Below are 17,045 nucleotides of genomic sequence, written 5' to 3'. Positions count from 1 at the left end.
TCAGCGGTGGCATGCGGCACGTGGTCGTGTCAGCCGAGGGGGACGGCTGTGGTCACGATGGCCACGGTGAGCATGACCAGCGAGACGACGACGGCGCGCCAGAGGGCAATCCTGTGGTGGTCGCCCAGGTTGACCTTGCTGAGGGAGACGAGCAGGAGCAGCGCCGGAACCAGGGGGCTCTGCAGGTGGACGGGCTGCCCGATGACTGAGGCGCGTGCCATGTCCACGGCGGGGACACCGTAGGTACCGGCGGTCTCCGTGAGGACGGGCAGGACGCCGAAGTAGAAGGCGTCGTTGCTCATGAAGAAGGTCATGGGCATGCTGAGCAGTCCGGTGATCACGGGCAGGTGCGGACCCATGCTGGCGGGGATGATCTCCACGAGGCCCTTCGATATCGCGTCGACCATTCCGGTCCCGTCGAGGACGCCGGTGAGGACCCCGGCCGCCATCACCATGGCGGTCACCGCGACGACGCTGGAGGCGTGCGCGCCGATCTGCCGCACCTGGTCCTCGGTCTTGCGGAAGTTCACCACGAGGGCGATGGCGCAGCCGATGATGAACAGGGCCGCGGCCGGGACGATGTCGGCGGTGAGCAGGCCCATGATGGTTGCGGTGAGGGCGAGGTTGAACCAGACCAGGCGGGGCCGCAGGGTGGCGCGGTCGGGGTCGAGTGCGGTGTGGGCGAGGTCGGGTACGGACTCTGGTTCGGACTCTGGTTCGGACTTGGAGGCCTGATCCGTGCCGGATCCGTCTCCCCGGGGGATCGCGCCCGGTCCTGCGGGGATCGCGCCCGGCCCCGCGGAGACCGAGGTGAGGCCCGCGGGGACCAGGGCGAGGTCCAGGGTGTGCAGTCGTCGGCGTTCACGCAGGCCGAGCATCCAGGCGAGAGTGAGGACGGCTGCCAGTCCGGCGATCATCGCGGGGATCATGGGCACGAAGATGTCGGTCGGGTCCAGATGGAGGGCGCTGGCGGCACGGACCGTGGGCCCGCCCCAGGGAACGACGTTGAGCGCGCCGTTGGCCAGGGCCGCGACGCAGGTGAGGATCACGGGACTCAGGCCCAGCCGGAGGTAGACGGGGAGCAGGGCCGCGGTCGTGACGATGAAGGTGGTCGAACCGTCGCCGTCGAGGGAGACGGCACCGGCCAGGACGGCCGTGCCCAGGACCACCTTGGCGGGGTCGTTGCCGACCCTGCGCAGGATCCACCTGATCAGCGGGTCGAAGAGGCCGACGTCGATCATGATGCCGAAGTAGATGATGGCGAACATCAGCAGCGCGGCCGTGGGCGCCAGGTTCCCGATGGCCTTCATGATCATGTCGCCGAGTCCCATGCCGGCGCCGGCGAGCAGCCCGAAGGCCGTGGGCACCAGGATCAGCGCGGGTACGGGGGTGAGCCGCTTACTCATGATCAGGAACATGAACGTCGCGATCATGAGCAGCCCAAGGGCGAAGAGCATCGTTGGTCTCCTGTCCTGCACACCCTGAAACGGGGTGTGTGTATCCGTTAGTGGATACAGCCGTGGATACATCGGTTATGTGCCGCGCACCATACAGTCGTCCGAGGTGCCCCCCGCAAGAGGGAGGACGTAGCTTCTTTGACACGTCCTGGTGCGAAGGGTGGGTCAACCAACGGCACGTAACCGCCCAACTTGGCAATAAATGCCTCTTGTGGTTCGCGGCTTCAGTGAGATGTTGATGGGTGTGCGTATACCCAGAAGGCATGGCTGTGTATACGATGATGTGGAGCCGGTTCGGTTCTACGGCAAGTCATCGGCAGGAACAGGGGCGTGATTCGGGACCATGCGGCAGAGCACACGGGTGTACGAACTGGTTCGGGAGGAGATCCTCGACTGGCGGCTCGCCCCGGGCACCGTACTGACGGAGACCGATGTAGCCGAACGCGTCGGCGCGTCACGCACGCCCAGCCGTGAGGCACTGGCCCGGCTGGCCCGTGAGGGTCTGGTGCGGACGCTGCCGGGCCGCGGTGTCATGGTCACCGAGGTCACCGTCGACGGTGTGGCGCAGTTGTTCCAGATGCGCGAGGCCCTGGAGACCTACGCCGCCAGGCTGGCCGCCCGCAACGGCGATCCGGTGGTGTTCGGCGACCTCCTGACACGACTGCGGGCGGCGCGGGCCGACATGGAGGCCCGCTCCCGGCCCGATGACGACTTCGCGGCCTACTACCTGCTCATCCAGGAGTTCGACGCCGCGGTCGAGCAGGCCACGGGCAACACGTATATGCGGGACGCACTGCACGACGTACGCGGCCACCTGGTGCGGCTCCGCCGGCTGGCACGGCGCAGTCCCGCACGGATGCTGCAGGCCGCGGGCGAACATCTGGCGATCTGCGCGGCGATCCGGGACCGCGACGAGACCCTGGCGGTCCAGGCCGTGGCGGTGCACATCCACAACAGTCTGGACAACATCCTGACCGCACTCGTCTCCGAGGTCGCCGGCTCCGCCCTCATGGGCGCCTCGATCCCTCCCGGCAGCTCCTCGAACCTGTGATCGACACATTCAGCAGTCCCGGCAGTCCCGGCGATACGACCGCCGAGACCAACAGAAGCGGAGTTCCTGTGAGCGTCACCGACCACGTCGTGACCACCACGACCCGGGCGTTGCGCACGCGGCTCGCCGAAGGACCCCTGCTGGTGGTCCCCGGGGCGGCCAACGCACTGGCCGCCCGGGTCATCGAGGACACCGGCTTCGAGGCGGTGTACGTCACCGGCGCCGGGATCGCCAACAGCTTCCTCGGTATACCGGATATCGGCATGGTCACCCTGACCGAACTGGCCGCCCACGTCGAGGCGATCCGTGACGCCGTGGCACTGCCGCTGATAGTGGACGCCGACACCGGATTCGGCAACGCGCTGAACGTTCGGCGCACGATCACGGTGCTGGAGCGGGCCGGCGCCGACGCCGTACAGCTGGAGGACCAGGTCTCCCCCAAGAAGTGCGGCCACTTTGAGGGGAAACAGATCATCCCCGCAGCGGAGATGGTCCAGAAGATCCACGCGGCCGTGGACGCCCGTACCAACAAGGACCTGGTGATCATCGCCCGCACCGACGCACGTGCGGTCGAGGGGTTCGAGGCAGCCGTCGACCGGGCGCGCCTCTACGCCGAAGCCGGCGCCGACGTCACGTTCCTCGAAGCTCCTCAGACCAGACAGGAAGTGCTGGCGGTACCGGGACTGCTGAACGTCCCGCAGGTCATCAACCTGGTCGAGGGCGGCAGAACACCTCAGTTGTCGCTGGAGGAACTGTCCCGGTTCCGCATCGCGCTCTTCGCCAATGTGGCACTTCAGGCATCGATCAAGGGGATGCAGCGGGCGCTGGGCGCGCTGCGGCAGACGGGAACCCTGGCCGCGGCCGCCGACGACATCGCTCCTTGGACCGAACGCCAGCGCATCGTCCGCAAACCGGCCCACGACGCCCTCGAAGCCCGCTACTCCCCCGAGAGCCCCGAGGTTCCGGCCTCCTAGGCCTCTCCTAGGCCTTGTCGTCAAATTCCCGTCGTCGCCCGCGGGGCAGACGGGAATTTGACGACAGGGCCCAGAGCCCCCGTCTCATCGGCGTCAGCCCGAGCCGCGCCACCCGTACGAACGGCGCACCGACGACGCCTGTCGACGGAAACCGGGGCCGTTCACGTCCCGCCCCCTACTCCGACCGTCCCCCGAGCACAAAGGACACGGCCATGACCGCCGAGGCGAACGCCCGTCCCGACTACGACCACTTGCTCACCGAGATCGCCGACTACGCCCACGGCGCAGTTATCGACCGTGAGGACGCCCTGCGCACCGCGCACCTCAGCCTCATCGACGCGCTCGGCTGCGGCATGCTCGCGCTGCGCCACCCCGAGTGCGTCAAGCTGCTCGGGCCGATCGTGCCGGGCACCTTCGTACCCGGCGGCATCCCGGTTCCCGGCACGGCGCACGTCCTCGACCCGGTCAAAGCCGCCTTCGACATCGGCACGATGGTGCGCTGGCTCGACTACAACGACACCTGGCTCGCCGCGGAATGGGGTCACCCTTCCGACAACGTCGGCGCGATCCTCGCCGCCGCCGCTCACGCCGCCACCCGCCGTGAGGCGGCGGGACAGCCTCCGCTCACCGTGGGCGACGTCCTGGCCGCCATGGTGAAGGCGCACGAGATCCAGGGCGTCCTCGCCTTGACGAACTCGTTCAACCGGGTCGGCCTCGACCACGTGCTGCTGGTCCGAGTGGCCTCGGCTGCTGTGGCCACCGCCCTCCTCGGCGGCGATCGCGACCAGGTCCGCGACGCCGTCTCCCACGCCTGGCTCGACGGGGGCGCACTGCGCACCTACCGGCACGCTCCCAACACCGGTCCGCGCAAGTCCTGGGCAGCTGGCGATGCCACCTCCCGCGGACTGCGCCTCGCGCTGATCGTGCTGGCCGGCGAGCCAGGCTATCCCTCAGCGCTCTCCGCACCGGTCTGGGGTTTCCACGACGTCCTGTTCGACGGCCGGCCCCTCACCTTGGAGAGGCCGCTCGGCTCCTACGTCATGGAAAACGTCCTGTTCAAGATCTCCTTCCCCGCGGAGTTCCACGCACAGACCGCCGCCGAGGCCGCCGTCCGACTGCACCCGCAGGTGGCGCACCGCATCGAGGAGATCGACCGGATCGAGATCACCACCCACGAGTCCGCGATCCGCATCATCAGCAAGGCCGGTCCCCTGCACAACCCCGCAGACCGCGACCACTGTCTCCAGTACATCGCCGCCATCGCCCTCCTGCGGGGAGGGCTGACCGCCGACGACTACGAGGACGACGTGGCAGCGGACCCCCGCATCGACATGCTGCGGGCGAAGACCGTCGTCCGCGAGGACCCCCGCTACAGCGCCGACTACCTGGACCCCGAGCACCGCTCGATCGCCAACGCCGTCCAGGTGTTCTTCACTGACGACACCTCCACCGAACGCGTCGAAGTGCACTACCCGCTCGGCCACCCAGCCCGCCGCTCCGAAGGCATCCCCCTGCTGAAGGAAAAGTTCACCGCCAACCTGCACGCGGTATACCCACAACGGCGCGCCGAGCAGCTCAACACCCTGCTCACCGACTACCCGGCCATCACAGCACTGCCCGTCTCCGCATTCCTCGGGACACTCGCCACGCCCTGAACCACGCGAGAGCGTTCGCTCACCACCACGCTGCCGTCTCTCGTCTTTCCGCGCCGGCCGGCGCCAGATCAGCGACGAGCATTCTCATGCCATCGGTCATGCCATCGGTCAACTCCCGTGCCCAGGGGCAGTCGCATGCTGATCCGTCGATACACCGAGCCAAGAAGCACGCTCTGGGTACAAGCGGTTTCGATAGAGGCCCTCGATCGGGCGATAGGGAGGCGGTCTTGGACGGGCGCCGCTCGGCAAGGTCACGATGCCGTGGATGATCCCCGTCTTCACGGACGACGAGCCGCCGTGGGCCGGAAGCGGGGACCCTCAGAGGAGTTCCCGTGCTGCTTCCGTGCGCCCTGAAGGTGTGCGACCCGCCCGAGCTGGTCCGCTCTGCCGCCGTCAACCGCACCTCCCGAGCTGAATCTCGCATTCATGGCATCTGACGCGCCCGAGATGCCGGAGGTCGTGGAGGTGCAGGGCCATCCGGCGGAGCCGCCCGCGAACCGCTGGTGGAAGCCCGACGAGCCCCGGCCGCCCCAGCGGACCGTCGCGTCGTCGACCGTCACCACGACGATCGGGCTGGCCGCACTGGCGGCCGTGGGGGCACTCACCCACCAGACGGCGCTGGTCCCGCCGCTTGCCGCCACGATGGCCATCGTCACCGCGACCCCCCAATCACCTCTCGCACAGCCCCGCCACGTCATCGGCGGCCACATGCTGTCCTGCCTGGTCGCCTTCGTGATACTCGCCCTCGGCTGGCACGGTCCCTGGGCCGCCGCCGTGGCCGCCGGCATCGCCTGCGGCCTCGTACTCCTCCTCAAAGCGGCCCACCCACCGGCCATGGCCACCGCCGTCATGATCATGCTCACCCGCCCCCCGGCCACCCATTTCGTCCCCCTCCTCGCCCTCGGCGCGGCACTGCTCATCGCGGTACAGATGGTCTCGGCCCGCCTTCAGCGGCAGGTGTATCCCACGTCCTGGTGGTGAGCAGTGGTCACGGCCAGGTGCGGTCGAGGCCGCCCTGCCGTACGGCGTGGGCGGCAGTCCGCCTCTCTCGACACGTGTCCTGATGCGGCCGTCCTGCCTTGACCGAGACACGGTTGGTGGCGATGGCGGGAAGCCCGTGGCCGAACCGCGGGTCGATGACGACAGGAACCGATTGCTGCGGTGAAGGGTTTTCAACTCGCCTATGAACAGGGCCCAGGAGGCGGCGGCGAAGGCCGGCAACGGGCCGTCGGGGGCTTTGCTGTCACGAGCGGGGGGCGAGGTCTGGGAGTCCGGCCGCCATTTCCGCGTGATGCGTCCCGGGCGTGGTGGCGTGCAGGCGGCTGTGATGCTGGCGTGTCTGGCCGTTTTGGAGGATCCCGATGGCGAGCAGATCGTGGCTGCCAGGCGATCTGGCTATGGCCGTCAGGGCCCTTCACGCGCATCCTGTGAAGTGCGCGGAGTGGGCGGGCGTGGCCAGCATGCCGGGTTCTGGCCGGCGAGGAGGAATGCATGGAAAGCGCGCCGAGCAGGACGGCAATGTTTGCGGCCGTGTCGCGTGGATTGTTTCGCCTGGAGACGGCGTCGCCGTGGGTACTGGACGATGTGCTGGCCCTGGTGCTTGTCGGCCCGGTATGGCAGCAGTTGCGAGACCAGTTCGATCCGCTGTTCCCCGGCCCGGTCGGCCGCGAGTCCCGTGCGGCTGTCTGCACCCGCAGCCGGTACGCCGAGGACCGGCTGGCTGCTGGTGCCTTCACGCAGTACGTGATTCTTGGCGCGGGGCTTGACTCGTTCGCGTGGCGGCGGCCGGATCTGCTCGGCTCGCTGACGGTGTTCGAGGTTGATCACCCTGCCTCCCAGGCCTGGAAGCTCGAGCGGGTCAGGGAGCTCGGCCTGCCGCTCAGCGACTCGCAGGTATTCGTGCCGGTTGATTTCGAGGCCGGACCGGTTCAGGATGCTCTGGGCCCGGCCGGGTTCGACTGGGCGCAGCCGGCGATGTTCTGCTGGACGGGCGTCGCCCCCTATCTGACGGCACAGGCGATCGAGTCGACGTTGCGCACGATCGCGGCGGCTGCTCCCGGGTCTGAGGTGGTGTTCTCCTATCGGGCCGAGGACGGTGCGCTCGACGACGCGGGGACGGAATTCGCCCGTATCTACACGCCGATCGCGGCTGCTGCCGGCGAGCCTCTTCAGCCTGGCTGGCCGGCATCCGAGATCGAGAGGCTGATCAGCCGGTGCGGGCTGAAGGTCGTGGACCACCCCGCACGTGCAGACCTCCAGCAGCGGTACTTCGCCGACCGTACCGATGGCCTGCGGCCCTATACCTTCGAGACCCTGGTGGCCGCGCGGGTCACCTGAGCGAACGCAGGCCACGTCGGCAACTTCACCGTCTGCGAGGGCCAGGCGGTGACGGTACGGCAGAGGAGTACCGCGACCTCCAGGGCTTCGGTGCAGCCGCGTCGTGCCCGTTTTGCTCATGCTGGGCGCAGTCCGAGGGCTTGGGGGGTCCGGGTGCCGTCCCGGGCGTGGTGCCTGCAGGCGGAGGCATAGTGCCCGTCAGGGCGGGCAAGCTCCCGACGCGGAAGCCGACAAGAAGAGCAAGGCGGTTCGCATTGCCGTCATTGGTGCGATAGGGGCCATCCTCGCCACAACCATCCCGGTATTGCTGACGCTGGACGACGAAAAGACGTCTTCACTCGGCGACCCATGCGATCTCGATCGACTGGAGGCGGCGGGAGAATTGTGGGTACGTCCACCCGCTCAGCGTTCCAATTCAAAACTGTTCGCCGACAAGAAGCCGCGAGTGCTCACCAAGGTGAGCCAGGATCAGAATCCCGCAATCAGCGTTCGAGGCCAGGTGAGCCTGACCATTCCGGCAGGTCAAGTCCTGTACCTGGTCAGGCAGCCGGACAGGAACACCAAGGACCAGTTCGGCAACCCAGGCTCGAACCAATACTATCCAGCCACTACCGTCACTCCGGATTCGGACGGCTGCTGGGAGGACAACAATCGATCCCTTGGCTACGACGGGCAGAAGGGAATCACCGAGGTGTATTACCTCTCCCTGGTTGGTCAAACGCAAGCGGACAAATTCGCGAAGGACCGCGAGGTCGATGAATGGGACGGCTACAACAACGCCCAATGGCAGGACGTGGGAGTGATCGACGTACTCGAATTCAGGGTTCCCACGGTGACCTAGCCCTTCGCCGGGTCGCCGCGAACGAGGGCCCGGTGGATCTGGGGCGCTGTCCGGAGCCGTCCGGCAGTTCCAAGATGGTCGGCGACCCACCCATCACGTCGTACTCGCGGATGGCGGCCGCCCTCTCCGAGAGCGCCATGAACGCCCGTGCCCAGTCCGGAAACGCCTCGGCCGGGTGCCCGGACGGGACTTCCACCTCCGGCTCACCATGGACGTACGAACTCGGCTGATCCGTATCGAGGTTGGGGACGCGTCCACGCGCCAACCCCGGTTCGGTTCGGAGACGGTTGTGAGGTTGGAGGACGAGTCCGGGCGGGGCCTGGTCCTGGTGGCGATGCTCGCCGTGCGCTGGGGGACGGTGCCCCGTACGCCCGTCGGGAGGACGGTGTGGGCGGAGTTCGTGGCGGAGCCGCCGGAAGTCGGATGGCACCGCCCGGTGCGGTTGGGACGTCAGGGGACCAGCGGACCGTCCAACACCCGCTGCCCCGCCTGCCGATCGCCCTCCCACGAAAGTGCGTCATCGGTACGCGGCAGCCGCCCCCACAGCGTCAGCAGCAGATTCTCCGCTGTGCCGGAGAGCACGGCGACCGGGTCTCCCGGGCCGTACGTCCAGGTCGACCCGGTGTCCGTGGCGTCGAGTTGGAGCGCGACCGCGGGCGGGACCGCCCGGCCGCGCGCGATCATCCGCAGGGCCATGGTGTCGAAGACCTCGGACACCCCGTCGTCGACCAGTTCGGCGTTGAGCGGCCCGGGTGCTCCGAGGGCGTTCTCGGCGTCCCACCGGTGCACGAGCGTCTCCATGCAACGCCGTCGTTGCCAGAACCCGACCGTGTGCGGCGGATGCAACGTCCAGGCCGGGGTGGACGGATCGGCGTCCAGGGCCGCGAGCAGGGTCTCGGACGTGTCGTCGAACCACCGCCCCAGCGCCGCCGGTTCCCGAGGCGCCGCAGCCGCTCTGAGGTCACCGTGCCCCTCGGTGACACCGGCGGCCGCCCAGAGGTTCCCCCTGCCCAGATGGTCCGCCAGGTCGTACAGCGTCCAGTCCCCGCAGTGCTCGACCCGCGCGGCCGAATCGCCGTCCAGACAGACCCGGAAACCGTCCAACTCGCGGCGCAGATGGAGGAGTAGAGAAGCGGAATCCATAGGGCGAACCTATCCCGAGCGATCGGGGTGGTGAGAGTGGTCCGGCTGATCTGGCTGATCCGGCTTGTCGGGTGTGCCGCCCATCATTCGCATCATCGCCGGGCCTCCGGTGCGCCAGAACCGTACGAGCAGGGACGCCGCCAGCAGCAGGAAGACGATGTTGAGCCAGGTCGTGTAGTTCCAGGTGATCCCTTCCTCCGGGATCGTGGCGTCGGCCTGGTCCGGAATCAGTCCCAGGCCGCCGAAGGCGAACTCGACGACGTACCCGGCGACGGCCATGGCTGTGAAGAACGTGACCAACAGGAAGGCCGCCATGCGGGCGCCGTAGTACTTCCGGTAGATGTTCAGGATCGGGAGGATCAGAAGGTCGGCGTAGATGAAGGCGATCACCCCGCCGAAGCTGATCCCGCCCTTCCACAGCACCACCGCGAGCGGCACGTTGCCGATGGAGCAGACGAACGTCGCGATCGCCACCAGCGGCCCGATGAGCGGCCCGATCAGTTTGGCCGCGAGCGGATGGTCCGCCAGGAAGAACGCCTGCCAGAAGTCGTCCGGCACCCAGGCGGCGATCGCCCCGGCGATCAGCAGCCCGGCCACCAGGTCGCGCAGGATCGCCGCCCACTCCATGACGAAGATGTGCGACACGGACGTAAAACCGTCCCGCGAGAACAGCCGGCGCGCGAAGCCGCCCTCACCTCCCACGGACATGTCCATCGCCGCGTGGCCCTCCATGGACCCGGCCAGCCCGCGCTCGGCCTGCTCGCGGGCCTGGCGCAGGAGCCGCTCGCGCAGGAAGACCCGGAACAGCACGGCGAGTACGACGATCATGATCGGGCCGCCGACGAACTCGGCCGCCGTGAACTGCCAGCCCATCAACAGGGCCAGGATCACGCCGAGTTCGATCACCAGGTTGGTGGAGGCGATCTCGAAGGCCATCGCCGCCGTGAAGTCCGCGCCCTTGCGGAAGAGCGAGCGGGCGAGGGCCACGGCGGCGTATGAGCAGGAGGACGAGGCCGCGCCGAGCCCGGCGGCCACGGCGAGGGTGCGCGGCCGGTCGTCGCCGAGGAGCCGTACGACGGTGGATCGGCGCACCACCGCCTGCACGACGGCGGACAGCGTGAAGCCGAGGATCAGCGCCCAGGTGACCTCCCAGGTCATCGACCCGGCGATGGACAAGGCGTGCCCGATGGCGTCCACGGTGATGCACCCTTCCGGAGATGACGGTTGCCTCCGGTGAGTATTCCCCTAGGGGGTATGTCTGGCAGGGAGGCGGCGTTCATTAAAACGAACGAGAGGTTGCTGTCTCCGGCAGTTCGATATAGTGAACGCATGGTTCGCTCAATCAAGAGATCTCGGCAGGTCGGCGTCTACATGTCCTGCACCGCAACGCACAGGAGCCGTTGATGACGCCCCCGCCGTCCGGCCGTCAGCCGGTGAGCAGTACCGCGGCCGCGGTCGGCGCGAAGATCCGCCTGCGCCGCCAGCAACGCGGCATGAGCGCCGCCGAGATGGCCCGGCGCGCCGGGCTGAGCAAGGCCACGCTGTCCCAGCTGGAGGCAGGCAACGGCAATCCGACGATCGACACCCTGGACGCGATCGCGATCGCCCTGCGCATCCCGATCGCCGACCTGCTGGCGCGTGACGCCGACACCGGGCCGGTCTTCCGGCCCGGCACGGACGTCGAGCCCGGCGAGGTCTCCCGCGAACTGCTGCGCCGCATCAGCAGCGGCAACAGCCTGGAGATCTGGCGGCTGCGCATCCCGCCCGAGACGGAGCTGCCCGGCGTCCCGCACGCCACCGGCACGATCGAGCATCTGATCGTCGCCACCGGGCACTTCACCGCCGGCCCTGTCGACGCCCCGCAGGAGCTGGGCCCCGGCGACATGCTCGCCTTCGCCGGTGACGCCCCGCACTTCTACCGCACCGGCGCCGAGGAAGTGGACGTCACGGTCGTCTTCGCTTCGCCTATCAGCACCTGAGGCCCGCGTCAGTGTCCGAGGCCCACATCAGCGATTGAGATCCGGCGTCTTAGGCCCATACCGGTGCCTGAGACCCAGCCCCTGAGACGAGGAAGCCCTCTCATGAGCACCACCATCGCCACCAGCGCTATCGCCACCACCCCCTCCAGCCGCGCCTTCATCAGCGACAACATGGCCGGAGCCTCCCCGCAGATAGCCCAGGCAGTCGCCGACGCGACCGCCGGGCAGGTCCTGCCGTACGGCAACGACCCCTTCACCGACAGCGCCCGCCGCAGGCTCGGCGAGATCTTCGAGCGGGACGTCGAGCTCTTCCCGGTCTCCACCGGGTCCGCCGCCAACGGCCTGAGCCTGGCCGTCCTCACCCCACCGTGGGGCAGCGTGCTCTCGCACCCCGGTAGCCACGTCAACACCGACGAATGCGGCGCTCCGGAGTTCTTCACAGGCGGCGCCAAACTCGTCGGTGTCCCGGGCCCCGACAGCAAGATGGACCCCGAAGCGCTGCGGGCGGCGGTGCGCCGCCGGGCCGGTGACGTGCACAGCGTGCAGCCGTCCGTGGTGAGCATCAGCCAGGCCACCGAGAGCGGCAGCGTCTACACCCTGGACGAGATCCGCCGCCTGTCCGCCATAGCCAAGGAGGCGGGGCTGCGCGTCCACATGGACGGTGCGCGCTTCGCCAACGCCCTGGTCCATCTCGGCGTCAGCGCGGCCGAGATGACCTGGAAGGCGGGCATCGACGTCCTGTCCTTCGGCGCCACCAAGAACGGCGCGATGACCGCCGACGCCATCGTCTCCTTCGACCCCGCACTCGCCACCGAGCTCGCCTTCCGCGCCAAGCGCGCCGGCCAGCTCGCCTCCAAGATGCGCTTCCACACGGCGCAGATCGACGCGTACCTCACCGACAACCTGTGGCTGCACAACGCCCGCCGGGCCAACGCCATGGCCACCCGGCTCGGCGACGGCCTCAAGGCCATCCCCGGCACCGGCCTGCTGGCCATCCCGCAGGCCAACATCCTCTTCTGCCGCCTGCCCCAGCAGACCACCGAAGGACTCCTCGCCGAGGGCTACGCCTTCTACCACGACCGCTGGGAGCCGGGAATCGTCCGGTTCGTCACCGCCTTCTCCCACAGCACCGACGACATCGACCAACTCCTCGACGCGGTACGCCGCCACACGCGCTGATCTGGACGTGCCGGGCCGCGCACACGCGCTGATCTGGACGTGCCGGGCCGCGCACACGCGCTGATCTCGACGTGTCGGTCCGCGCACACGCCCTGACCTCGACGTGCCGGGCGACGGGGACCGGGCGCGCCACATGAATGCTGCAGTGCACCCGGCCACTGTTGTCTGCTACGCGTCTGGCCCGAGTGAGGTCAGGCCGAAGGCGTTGCTGATTGTGCTGTAGCCGTCGGTGGTCAGGTTGAGGTGGTCGCCGGCGACGATGTCCTCCAGGCCCTGCGTGACGACGACGGTCTTGATGCCCGGGATGGACAGGACGTCCCGGTCGAGGCGGGTCAGTGCGGCGCGGCCACCGGCGCCCTGGTCGGTACCGAGGTAGTTGTTCTCGATACCGGAGGCCGTGACACCGTAGACCGGTACGCCTTCGGTGTTGGTCATCAAGTGCTTCGCCAGATGCTGCTTGAAGCGGGGGGTGTTGTAGCCCGCCGTGTTGCCCGTGGTGCGGGCCCACAGCGGGGTTCGGGCATCGCGTTGCCGTGCTGGGATCAGGACGTTTGCGGGGACAGGAAGAAGGACTGCGCGGTGCTGCCGTTGCAGGTGGTGACCTGGAACTGGGCGCCGTTGGCGGTATTGGGCGCGGTCAGGCACAGGCCGTTGTTGCGGGCGACGAGCGTGAAGGTGCCGCCGGTCTTGGCGACGGCCTGCCACTGCTGGTTGGTTTCCGCGTGGTAGGACCAGGTCTGGAGCTTGGCTCCGGAAGTGGCCGCGGCGCCGCCGATGACGTCCCATGCCTGGGTCTGGGCCGCGGCGTTGCGGTTCAGCACCTCGGAGTAGCCGGAGCCGGCGGAGGCGAACTGCCATTCCTGGTTCGCGACGGCGGCGACGCAGGTGTACTGCTGGACGACGGTGCCGTCGGCGGTGCCGGCGCCGGTGGCGTCCACGCACTTGCCGCTGCTCTGGTTGACGACCTCGTACCAGGTCGAGGAGTTGACGGCGGACGCGCTCTTGTCGGCGAAGGAGAGGGAGTTGATGTTCCAGCCGGCCTTGTCCTCGTTGAGGGTCAGGACCTGCTGGCCCGCCGGGAGGGTGACACTCGCGGTGACCGTGGTCCACTTCTGGTAGTCGCCGGTGGCGGGGATGTCGACCGCGCCGCTGAGGTTGGTGCCCGACGCGTTGGACAGGTGCAGGGCGCCGGTCACGGCGGAGGGTGCCGCCACGCGGAAGCTCACCGTGTACGTACCGGCCGCCAGCGGCTTGACGGTGTAGCGGAACCACTGGGAACTCGCCGTGAAGCCCAGGTTGTAGCCGCCGCCGGTGTCGGTGGTCGTCATGACGTCGACGCCGTCGGAGCGGTAGGTCTCGCTGTTGTTGACGGAGGAGACGCTGTAGCCGACGCCCTGACCTCCGGTGTCGTAGTTCTCCGCCTGTACGGTGCCGGGCAGCGCGGCGGCGGTGCCACCGTACGGCGCCTCAGTGGTGGGGGTGGCGCCGGTGCCTCCCTGCCAGCTGTTGTTGGTCACCGTGGCGGTGAAGGTGCTGGAGTTCTTCTGGTACGCCGTCATACCGGACTTGAGCCCGCTGACGGTGTTGCTGGTGATCGTCGCCGATCCGATGGGCGCGGGGAAGTTCGGCGGTGCGATCACGATGCCGTTGCGTCCGGGGTTGTTGATCGTGTTGTTCTGCAGCTTCGAGTTGGTCGAGTTGGTGAAGCCGATCGCGTCGAAGAGCGAATCGGAGATGGTGTTGCCGGTCATGGTGATGTTGCTGATGGCTCCGTTGTTCACGCCGGCGGCGCCGTCGCCGATGATCACCGCGGGCGTTCCCTGGCCCCAGGAATTGCCGCCGGACCGGACAATGACGTTGTCCGTGATCGTCGCGGAGGTCAGGTCGCTGCCGTTGTCGCTGAACACGCCGGCGTTCAGGGCCATCATCCGCCCGGAGTCGGCGAGGTAGTTGTCGCTGATGACGTGGCCGCCACCGCCGTAGATCCCGATGCCGTGGGCACCCCAGGGGGCGATCGCAGTGTTGTGGGTCATGGTGACGTTCGACATCGGCGGGTAGGTCTGCGACGGGTCGCTGGCCTTGAAGGCGACGGAGTTGATCGCCAGCTCGTCGTCACCGGTGCCGCGGATGTAGTTGTTGGTCACCGTCAGGTTGGACCCGGTGAACGTGTTGAGCGCCTGGTTGTTCACGTTGATGCCGTCGGCCCAGATGGAGGTCAGCCGGTTGTTCTGTATCGTGCCGCCGGTGCCCGAGGCCCAGAAGCCGGACATGGTGTGCTGCGACCACAGGCCGCTGGCGGACCAGTCGGTGCCGGTGGTGTCCATCGCGCCGCCGTCACCGTTGTGGCGGCTGGTGGAGTTGGAGTCGATGTGGAAGTTCTGCACGGTGCACGAGGTCACCGAGAACAGCGCGCTCATGCCACCGGTAAAGGGCAGGGGCACGTCGCGGTAGATGTTGCTGTACCACTGCCCGGCGCCGGCGATCGTGATCCCCTTGGCGGTCAGCCCCGTGGTGCCCTTGACATAGAAGGTGCCCTGGGGGATCCAGAGGATCTTCTTCTCTGTCTGCGCCTGGTTGATGCAGGTCTGGATCGCGGCGCGGCTGTCCACCGACCCGCTGGCGGCCGAGCCGTTGGTCGGGACATTGCTGGCGACCGCGCCGCAACTGGTGATGGAGATGGAGTTGTCCGGCTGCGCGATGGGCGCGGGCGGGTTCTCTACGTCGATCACGTCGATGTTGTAGTAAGACGCCGTGTTCGTCGAGCTCTTCTTGAGCTGGATGGTGCTGCCGGCCGCGATGGGAGTACCGGTGACGAATGTACGCGACTCGTCCCAGAAGACCCGGGGGTCGCCGTTGGCGGGATTCTCGTCGGTGCTGCTGTTGTACGCGCTGCCTTCGTATATCCAGGTTTGCTTGGAGTTGAGGTTCAGCGCCTGCCGGAACGTGCCGTTGACGTACAGGTCGAGGGTCGCGGTGGTTCCGGTGCCGTCGGAGGAGTCCGGGATGCTGGCGCGGACGTTGAGATAACTGACCGGCTTGCCGGTGTTGTTCGTCCACTGCACCGACTGATTGGTCGCGGCGAGGTGCGCGTAGGCGAGCCCGGATGCCTCCAGGGCGGCACTGGAGTACTTGCTGGTGGGTGCGGAGGTGACCGCCACTTTTGTCGCACCGCCGGCCAGGGTGCCGTCTTCAGCCTCGTAGCTGGTGAAGGCGGTGGTGGCGCCGGCCGCGGTGGCCGTGGTGGTCGCCGCGCCGGCTTCGGGGGCGGCACTTGACGGGCCGAAGGTCATCCACGCCAGGCCGCCCACAGCGACGGCGGCGGCAGTGGCCACTGTCATCACGCGGCGCCTGGAGCGCGACAGACGGCGTAGACCTTTCGACCTTCCGAAGCGTTTTGGACGTGCCGGGGCCTCATGCACAAGAAACTCCTCGAAAGTGGGGGGGAAGGACGGGCACGGCGATCCGCCGAAATCCGAATGAGCGCCCAGGACATGGGAGTCGCCCGGTGCCCGGACGCCCCGAACCTATAGAGCGCCCGGACGCGGGCACAAACTCTCAACCGGCGGCGCGACGGGAAAGCACGGATAACGAAAAGCGGCCAAGAAAAGGAGCGTGGCTGGGGAGGCTCTGACCTGAGATGCTTTCACCGAGCGCCGATCTATCACTTATTTGATGTGACTTGATTCACTTCGGCGCGAGGTGTGACCGCGCCTGTTCGTGTCTCACCCCGGCAGCTCGGCCACTCCACTCAGCGGTGGTCCGGGCCTGCAGCAGGCTGGGGGGTCGGTGCCGGAGAAGTACGCCCCGCCGGCCCAGCTCAGGGGCCGGCCTCCTGGATGTCTCCACAGAAACGGCGCCTTGGACCCACGCATTGCGATGCGTAGCCCGTACGTTGTCCGATCGGCCCGGATTCCAAGGTCAGCAGAGAACAAGAAACCCCAGGTCACGGCGAGTGAGTCCGGGGGTTCCGCAGAGCTGACCATCAACCCTGCCCGGAGTTCGGTTCCGGCCCGAGGCGATATTCAGGTGCGGCTGTGCGTCACCGCCGCCAGACCGACCACGACGCCCCCACGGCTCAGGACCCGCGTTCTGCTCGCCGCCGATCATGCCCTCGTACTCGCCGGTTCGGTACGGGGGACATCCCGGCTGTCGAGTGTGGAGCGTGGCGCCGACGGGACCCCGTCGAGCGCCTGGGCAGGAAGGGGCCCCAGTGAAATCAATGGGCCCTGGCCGCCTGACGGCCCCTCCAGGCACATGAAAAAGGCGAGGCCCGAAGACCCCGCCCGCTACCGCCAAATCCCCAACTCACGGCCAAACAAGGCAATAAGGCTGATGCCCCGCCTCATGCAGCCGATGGCTGAAGTCCTGCCACTCGTGCAGCGAATGGGAGGGGCGGGGTGGTGACCTGGGGTTTCTCGCAGAAATGTGT

At 68.0% G+C, this 17,045-nt stretch carries 14 protein-coding genes; 9 read left to right on the top strand and 5 right to left on the bottom strand.

What is annotated here, in order from left to right; all coding sequences use genetic code 11:
- Positions 1–29: 29 nt before the first annotated feature.
- On the bottom strand, positions 30–1,457 hold the full coding sequence (locus ACFWP7_RS02325) for a CitMHS family transporter (protein ID WP_384374636.1): 1,428 nt from the start codon (positions 1,455–1,457) through the stop codon (positions 30–32).
- 343 nt (positions 1,458–1,800) lie between these two features.
- Here ACFWP7_RS02325 and ACFWP7_RS02320 point away from each other — a divergent pair, with 343 nt between their 5' ends.
- The 7 genes from ACFWP7_RS02320 (at position 1,801) to ACFWP7_RS02290 (ending at position 8,545) form a co-directional block, all read left to right on the top strand.
- A complete protein-coding gene (locus ACFWP7_RS02320) occupies positions 1,801–2,508 on the top strand; it encodes a GntR family transcriptional regulator (protein ID WP_384374633.1) in 708 nt (235 codons plus the stop codon).
- Between the two features lie 68 nt (positions 2,509–2,576).
- Positions 2,577–3,482: an oxaloacetate decarboxylase gene (locus ACFWP7_RS02315; RefSeq protein ID WP_384374630.1), complete on the top strand. Its 906-nt coding sequence runs from the start codon at positions 2,577–2,579 to the stop codon at positions 3,480–3,482.
- Positions 3,483–3,694: 212 nt separating this feature from the next.
- On the top strand, positions 3,695–5,137 hold the full coding sequence (locus ACFWP7_RS02310; protein ID WP_384374627.1) for a bifunctional 2-methylcitrate dehydratase/aconitate hydratase: 1,443 nt from the start codon (positions 3,695–3,697) through the stop codon (positions 5,135–5,137).
- Positions 5,138–5,563: 426 nt separating this feature from the next.
- Positions 5,564–6,118 (top strand): HPP family protein, encoded by a 555-nt coding sequence (locus ACFWP7_RS02305; protein WP_384374625.1) that lies wholly within the window; start codon positions 5,564–5,566, stop codon positions 6,116–6,118.
- Positions 6,119–6,628: 510 nt separating this feature from the next.
- Positions 6,629–7,474: a class I SAM-dependent methyltransferase gene (locus ACFWP7_RS02300; protein WP_384374622.1), complete on the top strand. Its 846-nt coding sequence runs from the start codon at positions 6,629–6,631 to the stop codon at positions 7,472–7,474.
- A gap of 304 nt (positions 7,475–7,778) precedes the next feature.
- On the top strand, positions 7,779–8,315 hold the full coding sequence (locus tag ACFWP7_RS02295) for a hypothetical protein (RefSeq protein WP_384374619.1): 537 nt from the start codon (positions 7,779–7,781) through the stop codon (positions 8,313–8,315).
- 32 nt (positions 8,316–8,347) lie between these two features.
- Complete coding sequence (locus ACFWP7_RS02290; RefSeq protein WP_384374616.1) at positions 8,348–8,545, top strand: hypothetical protein; 198 nt, start codon at positions 8,348–8,350, stop codon at positions 8,543–8,545.
- Positions 8,546–8,765: 220 nt separating this feature from the next.
- Here the strand turns inward: ACFWP7_RS02290 and ACFWP7_RS02285 are convergent, their stop codons facing one another.
- Positions 8,766–9,458: a maleylpyruvate isomerase family mycothiol-dependent enzyme gene (locus ACFWP7_RS02285; RefSeq protein WP_384374613.1), complete on the bottom strand. Its 693-nt coding sequence runs from the start codon at positions 9,456–9,458 to the stop codon at positions 8,766–8,768.
- Between the two features lie 9 nt (positions 9,459–9,467).
- The gene (locus ACFWP7_RS02280; protein WP_384374610.1) at positions 9,468–10,655 is read right to left on the bottom strand and encodes a permease; all 1,188 of its coding nucleotides are present in this window, start codon (positions 10,653–10,655) and stop codon (positions 9,468–9,470) included.
- A gap of 206 nt (positions 10,656–10,861) precedes the next feature.
- Between ACFWP7_RS02280 and ACFWP7_RS02275 the strand changes: the two genes are divergently transcribed.
- Both ACFWP7_RS02275 and ACFWP7_RS02270 read left to right on the top strand, forming a co-directional pair.
- Positions 10,862–11,437, top strand: a complete 576-nt coding sequence (locus tag ACFWP7_RS02275; protein ID WP_384374607.1) for a helix-turn-helix domain-containing protein — start codon at positions 10,862–10,864, stop codon at positions 11,435–11,437.
- A gap of 102 nt (positions 11,438–11,539) precedes the next feature.
- Positions 11,540–12,616 carry a threonine aldolase family protein gene (locus tag ACFWP7_RS02270; RefSeq protein ID WP_384374604.1) on the top strand — a complete coding sequence of 359 codons (1,077 nt, stop codon included), beginning with the start codon at positions 11,540–11,542 and terminating at the stop codon, positions 12,614–12,616.
- A gap of 168 nt (positions 12,617–12,784) precedes the next feature.
- Here the strand turns inward: ACFWP7_RS02270 and ACFWP7_RS02265 are convergent, their stop codons facing one another.
- The gene (locus ACFWP7_RS02265) at positions 12,785–13,051 is read right to left on the bottom strand and encodes a hypothetical protein (RefSeq protein WP_384374602.1); all 267 of its coding nucleotides are present in this window, start codon (positions 13,049–13,051) and stop codon (positions 12,785–12,787) included.
- Between the two features lie 107 nt (positions 13,052–13,158).
- The gene (locus ACFWP7_RS02260; protein WP_384374599.1) at positions 13,159–15,954 is read right to left on the bottom strand and encodes an RICIN domain-containing protein; all 2,796 of its coding nucleotides are present in this window, start codon (positions 15,952–15,954) and stop codon (positions 13,159–13,161) included.
- Positions 15,955–17,045 lie beyond the last annotated feature (1,091 nt).

This window comes from Streptomyces sp. NPDC058470, assembly GCF_042721055.1.
Taxonomy (GTDB): domain Bacteria; phylum Actinomycetota; class Actinomycetes; order Streptomycetales; family Streptomycetaceae; genus Streptomyces.
This window is presented reverse-complemented; position numbering and strand designations above follow the sequence as displayed.

What these genes read in the sequence shown, in the direction of transcription:
- ACFWP7_RS02325 (WP_384374636.1), bottom strand. Translation starts at nt 1,457, where the DNA reads ATGCTCTTCGCCCTTGGGCTGCTCATGATCGCGACGTTCATGTTCCTG.
- ACFWP7_RS02320 (WP_384374633.1), top strand. Translation starts at nt 1,801, where the DNA reads ATGCGGCAGAGCACACGGGTGTACGAACTGGTTCGGGAGGAGATCCTC.
- ACFWP7_RS02310 (WP_384374627.1), top strand. Translation starts at nt 3,695, where the DNA reads ATGACCGCCGAGGCGAACGCCCGTCCCGACTACGACCACTTGCTCACC.
- ACFWP7_RS02305 (WP_384374625.1), top strand. Translation starts at nt 5,564, where the DNA reads ATGGCATCTGACGCGCCCGAGATGCCGGAGGTCGTGGAGGTGCAGGGC.
- ACFWP7_RS02300 (WP_384374622.1), top strand. Translation starts at nt 6,629, where the DNA reads ATGGAAAGCGCGCCGAGCAGGACGGCAATGTTTGCGGCCGTGTCGCGT.
- ACFWP7_RS02285 (WP_384374613.1), bottom strand. Translation starts at nt 9,458, where the DNA reads ATGGATTCCGCTTCTCTACTCCTCCATCTGCGCCGCGAGTTGGACGGT.
- ACFWP7_RS02275 (WP_384374607.1), top strand. Translation starts at nt 10,862, where the DNA reads ATGACGCCCCCGCCGTCCGGCCGTCAGCCGGTGAGCAGTACCGCGGCC.
- ACFWP7_RS02270 (WP_384374604.1), top strand. Translation starts at nt 11,540, where the DNA reads ATGAGCACCACCATCGCCACCAGCGCTATCGCCACCACCCCCTCCAGC.
- ACFWP7_RS02265 (WP_384374602.1), bottom strand. Translation starts at nt 13,051, where the DNA reads ATGACCAACACCGAAGGCGTACCGGTCTACGGTGTCACGGCCTCCGGT.
- ACFWP7_RS02260 (WP_384374599.1), bottom strand. Translation starts at nt 15,954, where the DNA reads ATGACAGTGGCCACTGCCGCCGCCGTCGCTGTGGGCGGCCTGGCGTGG.